Origin of the sequence: Microvirga puerhi (assembly GCF_020089865.1) — a bacterium.
GTDB lineage: Bacteria > Pseudomonadota > Alphaproteobacteria > Rhizobiales > Beijerinckiaceae > Microvirga > Microvirga puerhi.
Genome location: NZ_JAIRBM010000015.1, coordinates 1 through 14101 on the forward strand (window position 1 = coordinate 1; position 14101 = coordinate 14101).

Annotated in this window: 14 protein-coding genes; 10 read left to right on the top strand and 4 right to left on the bottom strand. The window is 57.1% G+C overall.

Annotated features, from left to right (window positions below; all coding sequences use genetic code 11):
• On the top strand, positions 1-237 hold a 237-nt coding region (locus K9B37_RS17600), incomplete at its 5' end, for an integrase core domain-containing protein (RefSeq protein WP_224314841.1).
• A 70-nt stretch (positions 238-307) separates the two neighbouring features.
• Here K9B37_RS17600 and K9B37_RS17605 read toward each other — a convergent pair.
• Together K9B37_RS17605 and K9B37_RS17610 are read right to left on the bottom strand one after the other, a co-directional pair.
• The gene (locus K9B37_RS17605; protein WP_224314842.1) at positions 308-679 is read right to left on the bottom strand and encodes a hypothetical protein; all 372 of its coding nucleotides are present in this window, start codon (positions 677-679) and stop codon (positions 308-310) included.
• 238 nt (positions 680-917) lie between these two features.
• Complete coding sequence (locus K9B37_RS17610; protein WP_224314843.1) at positions 918-1382, bottom strand: Ros/MucR family transcriptional regulator; 465 nt, start codon at positions 1380-1382, stop codon at positions 918-920.
• A gap of 421 nt (positions 1383-1803) precedes the next feature.
• Between K9B37_RS17610 and K9B37_RS17615 the strand changes: the two genes are divergently transcribed.
• Positions 1804-2643: an aldo/keto reductase gene (locus tag K9B37_RS17615; RefSeq protein ID WP_224314844.1), complete on the top strand. Its 840-nt coding sequence runs from the start codon at positions 1804-1806 to the stop codon at positions 2641-2643.
• Positions 2644-2737: 94 nt separating this feature from the next.
• Complete coding sequence (locus K9B37_RS17620; protein ID WP_224314845.1) at positions 2738-3373, top strand: hypothetical protein; 636 nt, start codon at positions 2738-2740, stop codon at positions 3371-3373.
• 727 nt (positions 3374-4100) lie between these two features.
• Here K9B37_RS17620 and K9B37_RS17625 read toward each other — a convergent pair.
• Positions 4101-4298: a hypothetical protein gene (locus tag K9B37_RS17625; protein WP_224314846.1), complete on the bottom strand. Its 198-nt coding sequence runs from the start codon at positions 4296-4298 to the stop codon at positions 4101-4103.
• Between the two features lie 656 nt (positions 4299-4954).
• On the opposite strand from K9B37_RS17625, the gene K9B37_RS17630 reads away from it, so the two are divergent.
• Positions 4955-5815 (top strand): GNAT family N-acetyltransferase, encoded by an 861-nt coding sequence (locus K9B37_RS17630; protein WP_224314847.1) that lies wholly within the window; start codon positions 4955-4957, stop codon positions 5813-5815.
• A gap of 191 nt (positions 5816-6006) precedes the next feature.
• Positions 6007-6441 (top strand): hypothetical protein, encoded by a 435-nt coding sequence (locus K9B37_RS17635; RefSeq protein WP_224314848.1) that lies wholly within the window; start codon positions 6007-6009, stop codon positions 6439-6441.
• 19 nt (positions 6442-6460) lie between these two features.
• Here the strand turns inward: K9B37_RS17635 and K9B37_RS17640 are convergent, their stop codons facing one another.
• Positions 6461-7573, bottom strand: coding sequence for an NADH:flavin oxidoreductase/NADH oxidase (locus tag K9B37_RS17640; protein ID WP_224314849.1), 1113 nt, complete (start codon positions 7571-7573; stop codon positions 6461-6463).
• A 317-nt stretch (positions 7574-7890) separates the two neighbouring features.
• Here K9B37_RS17640 and K9B37_RS17645 point away from each other — a divergent pair, with 317 nt between their 5' ends.
• The 5 genes from K9B37_RS17645 (at position 7891) to K9B37_RS24955 (ending at position 14039) form a co-directional block, all read left to right on the top strand.
• Entirely contained in the window at positions 7891-8136 is a 246-nt protein-coding gene (locus tag K9B37_RS17645; protein ID WP_224314850.1) for a hypothetical protein, read from the top strand.
• A 235-nt stretch (positions 8137-8371) separates the two neighbouring features.
• Complete coding sequence (locus K9B37_RS17650) at positions 8372-11239, top strand: ATP-dependent Clp protease ATP-binding subunit (protein WP_224314851.1); 2868 nt, start codon at positions 8372-8374, stop codon at positions 11237-11239.
• 130 nt (positions 11240-11369) lie between these two features.
• The gene (locus K9B37_RS17655; protein WP_224314852.1) at positions 11370-12800 is read left to right on the top strand and encodes a Do family serine endopeptidase; all 1431 of its coding nucleotides are present in this window, start codon (positions 11370-11372) and stop codon (positions 12798-12800) included.
• A gap of 224 nt (positions 12801-13024) precedes the next feature.
• The gene (locus K9B37_RS17660; protein ID WP_224314853.1) at positions 13025-13588 is read left to right on the top strand and encodes a TIGR00645 family protein; all 564 of its coding nucleotides are present in this window, start codon (positions 13025-13027) and stop codon (positions 13586-13588) included.
• Positions 13589-13808: 220 nt separating this feature from the next.
• A complete protein-coding gene (locus K9B37_RS24955) occupies positions 13809-14039 on the top strand; it encodes a PilZ domain-containing protein (protein WP_224314943.1) in 231 nt (76 codons plus the stop codon).
• The last annotated feature ends 62 nt before the right edge of the window (positions 14040-14101 follow it).

Genomic DNA, 14101 nt, shown 5'->3' on the forward strand with positions numbered 1-14101 from the left:
CTGCAGATGCTTGGGATCCGACACATTCGAACGAGGCCTTACACGCCGAAAACCAATGGCAAGGCCGAGCGCTTCATCCAAACGCTCCTGCGCGAGTGGGCTTACGCGATCCCGTTCAGCTCAGCGGATGCTCGGGTCACTGACCTGCCGAGATGGCTGACCTGGTACAATCAACAGCGCCCGCATGGTAGCCTCGGTCGACGAACACCGGCTCAGGCTCTCGCCGGAACAACCTGATCAGAACTCACACTTAGATCGAAGCTCCTAGGTACAGATTATGGCCAACCGGACGGCCATGGTCGCAATCTCAGAGGGCGCGTCTTTTCAACAAGGTCCCATGCCCCAGCGCCGCGTTCTGTATGCGGCGCTCCTGCAGCACGATATCCTGAAACATGTCGATAGCTGCGAGAGTTCGTGCTCGCGACGCGGCAATTAAGGCAAAGTCGCGGGCAGAAAAGCGGTCCGCGACCCGGACTAGCGTCCGGCAGTGCTCCTCGACGATGCTCTTTGCTGCACCGAGCTGCAGATCAAGATCGCTCCCGGCCGCCTCTCTACAAGCGTGAAGAACCGCGCCGATCAGATCCTCGTCGGAATAAAGCCCCGTATAGTGAAGGACCCTATATCGGGCGCCGTCCAGAAAATGCTTGATGTCACGCCGCCAAGCGTTGTCATTCGTCATCCGCGGACCCACGATCGTTGCTCGCCTCGGGAACCTCCCTAGACGAGGAAACGGCCTGATCCGTAACGATCGTCTTAACAAAAGGCGATTCGCGGGTTTCTTCTCTCGCAAGGAAGATTGTTTTTAAGGCACTAGGTGCCTTCGATGAGTTGGCTCGCCTCCTGCTCCAACGATGCGCCAAAAAGAAAGCCCGCCGAGAAGCGGGCTTCCTTCACCACAATTAGCGGATCGAACGAGATCATGCCGCCTTCTTGCTACGGCGTCCCTTCGCTGCGACTGGCTTCTCTGTCTCCGATTTGCGACGCTGCTGCCCAAGGCCCATGGTCTTCGCAAGTTCGGAACGTGCCTTCGCGTAATTCGGAGCAACCATCGGATAATCTCGGGGAAGATCCCACTTGGCGCGATACTGCTCGGGCGTCATGTTATAGGTAGTGCGTAGATGGCGCTTCAGAGACTTGAACTTCTTGCCATCCTCGAGACAGACGATGAAATCCGGGGTGATGGACTTCTTGACCGGAATGGCGGGCGTCAAAGCGGTCTGAGGCTCTTCCACAATGCCCTGTGCAGTCTTCGTCAGAGCGCTATGAACGGAATTGAGAAGCGATGGCAGATCGGCAGCCGGAACGGAGTTGTTGCTCACATAAGCTGAGACGATGTCAGCGGCGAGCTCAACGAAGCTTAGAGAGTTTACGTTCTCGGTCATAGTCTTGTTATCCTTGGCCACGCAGGAACCATAGTGATTGATAGTCTGAGGAATATTATTCTGCTACGATCATCAGGATTATGCATCACGTCGTTGTCAAATCCTGAGACACAAGGCCGAAATATGTCCGAAATCCAGATTTGGCAAGCTCCTAATTGAGAATGTTCTCTGACTGTTCTGACATTTATTATCACAAAGTGGTCAAAATCACATAACTAGCGTAAAACTATATCCACGGCAGAAGCGCCTGTGCCAGACCAATAGCCAGTTCCTCGGCAAGTATTCTATCGCGTGAGGAAGTCGGAGACGTATCGACAACTCTTCGGACCCCGTGCACAGTCGATTTGACTGATCAAAGCCTTCTGATCTTGCGGATCGGCCGTTGACGCATGCGAGCCCTCGCAAACTTCGAGAACAAACAATGAGAAACAACCCTTTCGGCTCCGGCGGGCCCCTTGTTTCTGCAATAGGCCAAGGTACTTGGCGCCTCGACGAGGGAGATCGATCGAGCGCGATAGCCGCTCTCCGCATTGGGCTCGACAGCGGCATGACCCATATCGATACGGCAGAGATGTACGGGGAGGCCGAGCCGCTTGTGAAGGAGGCCCTCGGGAACCGCCGCGACGAGGTATTTCTCGTATCCAAGGTTCTGCCGCAGAATGCATCCCGCCGCGGGACGGTTGCTGCCTGTGAGCGGTCCCTCCGGCGCCTGGGGACCGACCGCCTAGATTGCTATCTGCTCCATTGGCGCGGCAACTATCCTCTGGAAGAGACCATCGCAGCCTTTGAGACTCTACGGGCCGGCGGAAAGATCCTGTCCTGGGGCGTCAGCAATTTTGACAAGGAGGATTTGGAAGAAACTGCATCGATTGCTGGTCCGGGCCGGATCGCTTGCAATCAGGTCCTGTATCATCTCGAAGAACGGGCAATTGAGCATGCAGTCATTCCCTGGTGCGAGCGCAATGGGGTTGCTGTCGTCGCCTATTCACCGTTCGGGCATGGCGAATTCCCCAGCCTTCGGACGGACAAGGGGAAGGTCCTCGCCCGAATCGCCGCCAGGCACGACGCAACGCCGCGCCAAGTTGCTCTCGCCTTCCTGACTCATCGAGCGACTATCTTTACAATTCCCAAAGCCGGCTCTCCGGATCACGCGCGTGAAAACGCAGCAGCCGGCAATCTTGCTCTTTCTGAGGCAGAGTTCATGGAGATAGACAAGGCATTTCCTCGCGGTCCTCGACCACGAGCCCTTCCGATGATCTGAGCATCGAACAGCCACATTTGAGCCCTGCGTACGGGCTCCTTCAGGACGATTTCTCCTGCGCGATCGCAGGATTGCCTGATGGAGAACATAGACGATGACTCCTGCTATGTTGGGCTTGTTGGCATTTGCCGCTCTCGTGGCCATCTGGCTCGCTAGTATACTGGCAATTTTTCTCAGGAGACGACATACGGCGCGCCTTCGGTCTCTCGCGACGGCATTGAAGAACGATTATCATGGCGATGTACACAGCCAGCGCATGATCGATGATGCGTCGAGGACCTACCTGGAGCGCAGCGCTGCTTTCGCTTTCCCGGTCATCATTCCAGTGACGATTTTGGCTCTCGCCGTTATAGGCCTCATTCGACGCCTCCGGAGGCAAACCCTGTTCTCTCCGTTGGAAGGGGTGGAATGGGCGCGCTTTCGCGATCAGGAAGCCAAGCTTGCGGTTGAAGCTGCCCATGGATTGGGCACCGTTAGAGCAGATCCCCGTTTCAGGCGTCTTGTCGAGCTCGCTGTCGAGGTTGAGATGATGCGCTCGCCCTTCCTATCTCTGTCCACGACCGTTCTCTCTGCTCTCCCACTCCTGCTCTACGCTTTGGCCTATGGTGGACGGGAGGCACTTATGATCCTGCCCCGGATCACCCTTCATCTGGCAGGAGCGTTCCGACCGCTCTTACGATCGCCTACGGAGCCCCAGAAGTCAGGTGTGACAGAACCAACCAAGCGATGAAGCAGATAATCGAGGCCTCAGGGATCAGGAGGCCAAGGACGGTCCAGCGGTGGACACGATGCTCCCAGGCGTGGGTCTGATGCTCCACCTCCTCCGTCAATGGCGCCTTCAGGAGCGTCCTGAATCGCCTGCGGGCATAATATCCCATGGCAAGCACCAAAGGACACAGCCAGGCAAAGATGACGGCCAGATCCCACATAAGGTTGCGATATTGTGCGACGGTCACCTTAGCGTCCCCCTCTGCTCCGGCCACTCATGCGATCTGTATCGCGTTCAGCGCCGGGAGGCTGCAACCAGGATGTAGGTCAAGTCGAGCATTTTTGTGCCTGTATGACACAAACGTTTAGTCGCCAGAACACTGTAGCGCCTCTTTTGGTTCCAGGGAAAACCCTTGGATTCAACTCCGACTGCTGCAGAACCATACCCGGAAAGATCAGCTCTCTCGGTCGCGAAAAATTGTGCCCTACTGGTGCCGTTCGCAGAGAGGACGAACATCCTATGACGGCCGCCCGTTGGTCGACAAATTGTCGCCAATGCCGGAGAGTCAAGGCTCAGACCCACCTATACCGCCGATGATGGTCGGCCTGAACCTCGGTCTGTTTCGCCATGGCTGCGGAGAGCTGGCAACACGCACATGTGACAGTAGTGGCATGGTCTGCACGTCGGAGACGTTAAGAGCGCTCTGCCGTCGCGCCTCCAACGAACCGCCTCGAAAAGAACAGGAGGCTTAAAAACTGGAAGAAGGAGGCATGCAGCTGTTTGTACGGCGCGTCTCGATGCTTGCGATCTTCTGCTCAACGAGATCAGCCAGGGCGCTTTCGCGCGACAGTGCCCGCAAGTCCTGAGCGGCTTCCTTCAGCTCCTGCAATGTAGCACCGTCGATCAGCTGGCGTTCTGCAATATCTAGAGCGTCATCAAATTCCATGTTGGTTCCTATTCAAAATGATGAGTGGGAAAGAGCATCCCGATTGCGGCAAAGCTTGGCCGCTCCTGAAGCACCCTTGAGGTAATTCACGGACCGACCTGCGTAAGAAAAGGGCCGCTGAGGCCAGCGACCCGAAGTTGGGAATGATATTCCAGAGGGAACGACACGAGAGGAAGAACAATCGCGTCCTCCTCGAGATGGTGACGCTTGCCAAATTTCGCCACAGATCGAAACGCCGATGAGGCATGCGCAGGACGCATTGGAGCAGTTGGCTATCACTTAGCGACTGGAAGCTCACGCGTAGCTGTCATCGGCCGCCCAAGTCGGTCATCCCTGATTGCAATTCTCGGATAGTTGACACTTCGAAAGGCATACAAAAACGGCAACTGCTGCACACAAATATCTTCTTTCACGTTACCTCTGAAAGGCGAGTTGCACCCCTTTGTCAGGATTGTTATCAGAGCGCTTGAAGTGCAATCTGCATCTGCCGTGAAACACTCGAAGGGGACGCCCCATGTCAATATCCTTCGACACACGCGAGTTAAGCTAAAGCGAACTTACTTCGGAGTCGCGTCAGTCGCAGCGATGTGACTTGCCGACTCATTTCTGATGCGCCGCAATGGTCTGACCTGCTTGCGCACGTGCCTTACCCGCATGTGACGCAAGGCTTTGCCTACGGCGAGGGCAAACGAGCCAATGGATGGAGCGTTGCGCGGATCGCGTTCGAATTACGCGGCGAGATCGCCGCAATCTGCCAAATTCAGGAATGGTGGATTGCGGGTCTCCATCTTGCATCTCGAATTAGCCGCGGGCCACTGTTTCTCGATCCAGTGCCGGATGTCGAAACCATCATCAGTATTTATCGGCAGCTGAGAAACGGTTGGGGGCGAATCCTGACCGGTCCCCTGCTGATAACTCCAGCGTTGCCCAGCTCGAAAGAGAACGAAGAACTTCTTCAACGTATCGGCTACCGGCGCCGTCACACTCTGGGTTGGCACTCGGCGCAGATTGACCTCGGCCCTAGCGAAGAAGAGATCTTTCGAGGGTTCTCCTCTACATTCCGCAACCTATCGCGAAGGGCCGAGAAACAGGATCTCACCCTCGAATTATCGAATAATCCCGAGGCGATTGACTGGCTGATCGGAAATTACAGCGACCGTATGAGTGCGCTCGGTGTGAAGCACGGCGATCATGCATTCTTCAGAGCGCTCGCAACGTCCGCAGGATGTGAGTTCTTCCTTCTGCGCGCCATGCTCAATAGAGAACCTGTCGGTGGAACGGCGCTGATCCATGCTGGACGTGTGAGCGAATACAACGTCGCCTGGCATCATCCATCCGCTCGAAGCCTCAATGTGGGCCATTACTTGATATGGAATGCAATTCGCGAAGCAAAACGCCGCGGCGCGCTCGTATTCGATGTCGGCGGTCTTGCCGGCGTTGAAAGCGGTTTTTCCACATTCAAACGAGCTCTACACGGCAAAGAGTACCAACTGCTCGATGAACATATTTCCATCTAGATCTTGCAAGCAACTTTAAACAACTCCATTCGAAGACAGAAGAGCAAGGGACTTGCAGAAGGTTTTTTGGCGCCTCGCAGGATACGAAGTTTCTTGAACCTTAGTAGTAAGTAAAGGGTGCGCTTGGCAGTAGCGTTGCGCATTGATGTTATATATCTTGCCGCCTCATCCTCCCTAGCAGGACTCTCCAGATGAGACTGGCTATCCTCTGCGTTCTGTTTTTTGCGGCGATCGGAGCAATCGCCGTCTTGGTCCAATTTCCTTTCTCGCAACTCAAGAAAGAGTATGCCTGGGTCGACAGAGCGCTCGTTGAAAGAAGCGATACGGTCCTCAAGGATAAGTCCGGCGATAGCACGTTCTGCTATATTGGCCCTCAAGCCTTTCCGGTCTCGACCGCCAGGGCGCAGTTTCCCACCTATTGGATTGAGCCATTTGCCAGCGACGGTCTTGCCGATACGACAGGCACCTGGACGCTCGCGATTGCCTCAAAAGCAAAGAACATCGTAGCCCTTCGAGCGAGCGGCACTGAGCGGGATCAAAAGTTCCCGGAAGATGTCTCCTGTGGCGCGACGCTTACGCTGACGCCTACAGGTAAGGAATGGACCGTTCTCGCCGACAAGAGTTGATCGGACAGTCGGCTCTCAACTAGTCATCTGCGCGGACCTCGAAGAGGCTGGGGAACTGTCCTGGCTGAGAGCGGAGATACTGGTTTGGAGCCTTTACGGCCGCTCCAAAATGCGCAGCTGCATGCCACGGCCAGTGCGGATCATACAGGATGGCGCGAGCAATGGCGATGAGATCAGCATCACCCGTATTGAGAATTGCCTCCGCTTGCACGTAGTCAGTGATGAGGCCCACGGCCACAATGGGCATTCCAACCGACTTGATCGCGCGAGCGAGGGGCACTTGATAACTGGGACCGACCGGAATTCGCTGCCCCGAGGAAAGACCACCACTTGAGACGTGAATGGCGCCGCATCCGCGCGTCTTGAGGGCCTCTGCGAAAACCCTCGTTTCTTCGATCGTCCAGCCACCATCCACCCAGTCCGTGCCGGAGACTCGCACTGTCACGGGCCTCTCTGCCGGAAACGCTTCTCGAACACTATCGAAAACCTCGAGCGGGAAGCGCATCCGGTTCTCAAGCGAACCTCCATAGTCATCGTCCCGTTGGTTGGAGAGCGGCGAGAGAAATTGATGGAGCAGATAGCCATGGGCAGCATGAATCTGCACCGCATCCAGACCGAGCCGGGCCGCGCGCCGCGTTGCATCCGCAAATGCATTCCGAACTCGCGCGAGTCCATTGCGGTCGAGCGCGGTGGGAGGGTTATCCCCGATATTGAAGGGCACCGCCGATGGCGCTTCCGTCTGCCAACCATTGACATTATCCGGGGCAAGCTGCTTGCCGCCTCTCCAGGGAACCTCAGTCGATGCTTTGCGCCCGGCATGCCCCAGCTGAATGGCTATCGGCATCTCGGACCAGCGCCGGAGACTGTTCAACACGCTGCGCATCGCCGCTTCACACTCATCCGAATAGAGACCGACATCCGCATAGGTGATGCGCCCCTCGGGCAGAACAGCCGTTGCTTCGATGGTGAGAAGTCCGGCGCCAGAAAGCGCGAGCTGGCCCAGATGAATGATGTGCCAATCGGTCATGCAGCCATTCTCGGCGGAATATTGACACATAGGCGCGATCACGATGCGGTTGGCGAGTTCGAACGTCCCGATTGAGTAGGGTGTGAAGAGTTTTGCGCGTGCCATAGAATCTCTCCCGGTCCATAGAATGGGTATCTATAAATGCCCTTTCGCTCAAGCGCATCAGGATACGGAAGGTCCCCCCAGACCAATCTGTGGACGCTTGCCCATATCGGCTAGGATCGCACTCTTCAGGATCTCCCTAATCCTCTGAGTGCTCGCACGCTGAAAGAGCCGCAGCCGCTCCCTCTTAGCTTGGCCGCAACCATCAGTCTCCGCAAGGATTGGAAGGGCAAGGAGTTATTGGCACCATTGCGGCATGAATGACCGGCCGAATTGGGCACGAGCGGATCACAAGGCTCACACGAAAAGGAGCACGACAAATGCAGATCAGTGAGACGGCGTGTGAGATTCTAGATTTCTTTCGTCAGACACACCGCAAGCCAGGTGCGCGCATGACAATGGCGACGTTGGATGCGCACTTTGGCGCGGACCCCGCCATCGCGGTAGCCGTTTCGGAGTTGATCCATCTCGGATATGTCATGGCCCCCGATGCCGAGACGGTCGAATTGACGGATCTCGGATTCGACGCGATTCACCGCGGAGCTTACCGCGTCAAGCTTGACTGACCACGCGCATTGCTACCCCGAACGTCCAACTGTGAAGATTTCGTTGGCGATCGAGATTCATGATGACTACAGCCAGCACTTGGTGAACGATCCATTCCGCAGCTTTAGCCTTACAGCTGCCTACCTTGCGGTTGCTAATATGGTTGATCACGTCGAACCGGCACGCCGACCAAACGAGCTCTTAGATGGTCGGGCGTAGTCTGATTGCGCAACGGACTCATCTTGGAGCGGAACCATGGCCAATGGAATTTGCGACATCTGCGGCATTCGTCCAGCGACCGTTCGTGCGGAGGTTGTCAGCAATGGTCAACGTCAAGTCATGGAGCTTTGCGATTTCGACTATCGTCGCCTGGCCCGTCAACAACGGTCGAGTTCACCACTTGAGTCCCTCTTCGGACAGCGTGGCAGTTTGTTCGACGACTTCTTCAATGAGGGCTTCTTCGGCGAGAACCCACCGGCACACGCCAGGGGCGATGGAGAGGAAACTCCAGAGGCCGGTGGCCGCGGCGCCTCCATTCCGATCGGACCAGGACGAGGGCGGTCCAGGGGTCGGAATACCGTCAGCGGAGCCGAGCGTCTCTCAGAGCATGCCGAAGAGATCCTTCAGGCGGCTGCCCGACGGGCAGCGGATTTCGGACGTCACGAGGTCGACACGGAACATCTCCTGCTTGCCCTGACCGAAAGCGACGTCGTCCGCACCATTCTCGATCAGTTCAAAGTATCCCTTGACGATCTGCGCAACCAAATCGTGAAAGAAAGTCCGCACGGCGAAGCGGAAGTACAGGAAGGGGGCGAGATCGGCGTTTCCCCACGCATGAAGGATGCTCTATCCCGTGCCTTCCGAGCCTCCGCAGAACTTGGACACTCCTATGTTGGCCCAGAACATCTTCTCATTGGGCTTGCCGAAGAAGGTGAAGGTTTGGCCGCTGACATACTGCGCCGCTATGGTCTCACACCGCAAGCGATCCGCCAGCAGATTACCAAGGTTGTCGGCCGTGGCGCCGAGGAAGGAAGAGTCGAGACCCCGACGAACACCCCCAACCTCGATAAGCATTCTCGCGATCTGACCCAACTTGCCCGTGACGGCAAGCTCGATCCTGTCATCGGACGCGCCCAGGAAATCGAGACAACCATCGAAGTTCTGGCCCGACGCAAGAAGAACAATCCGGTCCTCATCGGCGAACCGGGCGTCGGCAAGACCGCGATCGTCGAGGGCCTGGCCCAGCGCATCGTCTCCGGCGAAGTCCCCGAAGCCTTGCGTGACAAGCGCCTGGTCGAGCTTTCGATCAACTCCATGGTCGCGGGCTCCAAGTACCGGGGCGAGTTTGAAGAGCGTGTCCAGCAGATCTTGAAGGAGGTCACAGAGCGTGAGGACGACCTGATCCTGTTCATCGACGAGGTCCATACCATCGTCGGAGCAGGCCAAGGTGGCGGCGAAGGTGGGCTCGACATCGCCAATGTTTTCAAACCGGCGCTTGCCCGGGGCGAACTCAACCTGATCGGTGCGACGACCCTCAATGAATATCAGAAGCATATCGAGAAGGACGCTGCCCTGGAGCGCCGCTTCCAGCCCGTCTTCGTGCCGGAGCCGACCGTCGCTCAGACCATCATGATCCTGCGCGGTTTGCGCGATACACTCGAAGCTCACCACAAGGTTGCAATCACGGACGAGGCCATCATCGCAGCAGCAGAGCTATCCGATCGCTATATTACCGGACGCTTCCTCCCGGATAAGGCCATCGATCTCATTGACCAGGCAGCAGCACGGGTGAAGATCTCAGCCACAGCTCGTCCGGTGGACGTGCAGGAACTCGAAGCGGAGGTCCGCCAGCTCAAGCGTGAGCAGGACTATGCGGCATCGCGCAAACAGTTTGACCGTGCATCGGAGATCCAGGCACAGCACGATGCTCGGAACAAGGAACTTCAGGACGCGACTGAGCACTGGAGGCGCGAGCGCGGTTCGGCATCGGCGGAGGTCCGCACCGAGCAAATCGCACAGGTCGTTTCCAAACTCACCGGCGTCCCTGTCAACGAATTGACGACCGAGGAGCGTCAGCGCCTCGTCGAGATGGAGAAGCGCCTCCACAAACGCGTCATCGGCCAGGATGAAGCAGTGATCGCAGTGAGCGACGCGGTGCGCTTGGCTCGTGCTGGCCTGCGTGAGGGACGTCGCCCCATCGCAACTTTCCTGTTCCTCGGACCAACGGGCGTCGGCAAGACCGAGCTCGCAAAGGCCCTGGCCGAAACAGTCTTCGGCGACGAAGACGCGATGGTTCGGATCGACATGTCGGAATATATGGAACGCCATGCGGTGGCTCGTCTGATCGGTGCACCTCCCGGCTATGTTGGCTACGAGGAGGGCGGCCAATTAACGGAACGCGTAAGGCGGCGTCCCTATTCGGTTGTGCTTCTCGATGAGATCGAGAAGGCACATCCTGATGTATACAACGTCCTGCTTCAGGTATTCGACGACGGGCGGCTCACGGACGGCAAAGGAAGAGTCGTCGACTTCACCAACACGATCATGATCGCCACGTCGAACCTCGGATCGGACATCATCCAGCGACACCTCAGTATCCGTGGGACGGCAGAGGAGGATCAAGCCACGCTCAAGCGGGAGCTGATGGACGTTCTGCGTGTTCACTTCCGACCGGAGTTCATCAATCGTATCGATGAAATCATCGTCTTCCATGCGCTCGGGCGGAGTGAGATCCGTGCGATCGTCGAGCTTCAGCTCGATCGCGTGAAGCGCTCCGCTCATGGTCAGGACGTCGAGCTTCTTATTGACAACAGTCTCGTCGACCATCTCGCAGCGGCGGGCTTTCGGCCGGAATACGGAGCTCGTGAGCTCCGCCGCCTGATCCGCTCGGAGCTGGAGACGCAGCTTGCCCGCGCGATGCTGGCGAATGAGATTCAGGAAGGAGACAAAGTTCTCGCGCTCTGGGACAGCGAGCAGCAGAAGGTGGTTCTGGAGCCTCAACCCAAAGCGGAGGGTGCGAAGGAAACCAAGAACCAAGGCATAGACGAGCGTCGCAATGCCGTCGAAGTGCATCGTGAGGCTCAAGGCGGATCCGAGAAGGAGAACAGAACCGCAGCCCAATGATTTTATAAGAGTGCGGGCGCTCGAGGCCAGGGAAAGCGACTTATGCCACGCGGCAGCGGTCCTCCAACCTCAAACTCGCAGGATCTCGTGTTTCGATATTGCTGCAGGCCACTCCGATAGGGAGATTTCGATGACGCAACATAGCGGATTGATTATACGCAAGCAGATCCAAGCACTTGGACCGACCCTGGCTCTTCTGACACTCTTGGCTGCTCCCCCTGTCCTCGCCCAGCAGCCGCCAGATTTCACAACCATCGTACGCCAGAAAATGCCTGCGGTCGTCGCAGTTACCACGAAGCAGCATATTGAAGAACAGCAGTCGCAGTCCGTTCCGGATGCCTCGCCATTTCCCGACTTCTTTCGTCGCTATTTCAATGAGCCGTCAGCTCCTAGCCAGCCGCAGCTTCGTCAGGCGTTGGGCTCGGGTTTCGTGATCAGCAAGGATGGTTATCTCGTCACGAACAACCATGTCGTGGAGGGCGCAGAGGAAATCCAAGTCGTCTTTGGTGGCAAGACCTCCGTCGCTGCCAAACTCGTTGGTCACGATCCAGCCACGGATATCGCGGTACTGAAGCTTGATCCACGTCCAGACCTGGTCGTCGCGACATGGGGGAATTCGGACCTGGCAGAACCAGGATCCTGGGCCATCGCAATCGGTAGCCCTTACGGCCTCGGTGGCACTGTTACAGTCGGTGTCGTCTCGGCGCGATCGCGGGATATTCAGTCAGGTCCCTATGACGACTACATCCAGACAGACGCCGCGATCAATCGCGGCAACTCTGGCGGACCGCTGTTCAATGCGAATGGCGAGGTCATCGGCGTCAACACCGCCATCTTTTCTCCGGTGGGTGCGAATATTGGCATTGGCTTCGCTGTTCCGTCGAATACTGCCCAGGCCATTGCCGAACAGCTCATTCGAACCGGGCGGGTGGAGCGGGGTTATGTCGGCCTTCGCCTTCAGAATATGACTGCAGCCATCGCTCAGGCGCTAGGACGCCCGGATGACAAGGGTGCGCTCGTCGCCTCGGTGGAACCTGGCGGTCCCTCCGAAAAAGCCGGCATCAAGACGGGTGATATTATCGTTCGCATCGACAACAACGCCATCGAAGGGCCTCAGGACCTATCTCGCGCCGTGGCACGTGTGAAACCAGGGACACAGACCCGTCTCACCGTGATCCGTGGTGGAAACACCCAGGAAGTCACTGTCGCGGTTGGTGAACGCCCGGACGAAGGGGAATCTCGGACCGGCGCGCAGCAGATTCCGGAAACCGGAGGAAAACGATTAGGTGTGGCGCTCGCTCCGATTGACGAGGCAGCGCGTCAAAAGCTGGGCCCCGACGCTACGGGCCTTATCGTTCAGCGTGTGGAACCTGACAGCCCAGCCGCAGACACCGGAATTCGCTCCGGTGACGTGATCGTTTCGGCGAATAACCGTGATGTCAAACGAGCGGCTGACCTAAGCGAGGAATGGAACCGCGCGCAGCAAGAGAAGAAGCCTCTTCTGCTACGCATCAATCGCGACGGCCAGTATCTCTTCGTCGCCGTTACGGCCCAGTCATGACGCAAAGAGGGCAAACATAGCCCGAATCGCCTGGTAGCCGACCGCTCCGCAGCGACGTGCAAAGACGCGGCAAACCCAGCCTTGCGTTTGCCGCACTTCGGCAACTTTGCGTTGAAACGAAGCGACGCGACCTTGTACTCAAGCTTCTGCCATCCCATGTCCGGCCAGCCTCATAGCATTTCCCGCCCAATCATCACCTTTTCTTCCAAAACCTCCGAAAGACCATGGATCAAACTCGCGAGAAGCCCCCGGCTGCATATCCGACTGCCCTTAGGCCCCTCCCCGCGCTTATTTTCAGCTCTCGCTGGCTGCAGCTGCCCCTTTATATCGGGCTCATCGTGGCGCAATGCGTTTACGTATTCCTTTTCCTCAAGGAGCTGGTCCACCTCGTTCTGCACGCTGGCGACTTCTCTGAAATGCAGATCATGCTCGTCGTGCTTGGACTTATCGACGTCGTGATGATCTCGAATCTCTTGGTCATGGTCATCGTCGGCGGCTATGAGACGTTCGTCTCGCGCCTCAACCTCGAAGGTCATCCGGATCAGCCCGAGTGGCTGAGCCATGTCAATGCCGGCATCCTCAAGGTCAAGCTCGCCATGGCCATCATCGGTATTTCGTCGATCCATCTCCTCCGAACCTTCATCGAAGCGGGATTTGTGGGAACGGCGAAGAGCACCTACACAGAGACCGGTATCATCCTTCAGACCGTGATTCACTCGGTCTTCATCCTCTCAGCGATCGGCATCGCCTTTGTGGACCGGATGTCTTCGCAAAGCGAAGGGCACTAGCTCACCTGGGAAAAGCGAAAGGCTTTTTCCCATCAGGCGGCTCATCGCTAAAGAGAGTTCCCGCAAGGGGACGCCTTGGGCTACACCGCAGGACTTCTACCTTAGTCGAAGCCGAGTTCCATGCCCCGACGAGGAAAGGCTCACGTCAGGTTCGCACATCATAAGTTCGTTGAGACAGCAATAGGATCGACGCATGCGTCAGGGAACGACTGAACGTCGCATGAGCCCGCGATTTCCAACGCGACTTGAGGGCAGAATTTCCTGTAAGAACGGCCCCTCGATTGTGGACTGCATTGTACGAGACTTATCGGAAACCGGTGTTCGCATCGTCCTCTCAGAAGTCGGAGAAATCCCGCTGGAGTTCGATCTCGAAATTCCGGACCAGGAAGCTATCGCGTCTGTAAGGTTGGTTTGGACCAGCGGGACCGAGCTTGGAGGCATGTTCGTTTGATTATCCATCTAAGGCCGCGAGTATGCTTGCCGCCTTAGATGCCTCGGCGTAGCGGGACTGTC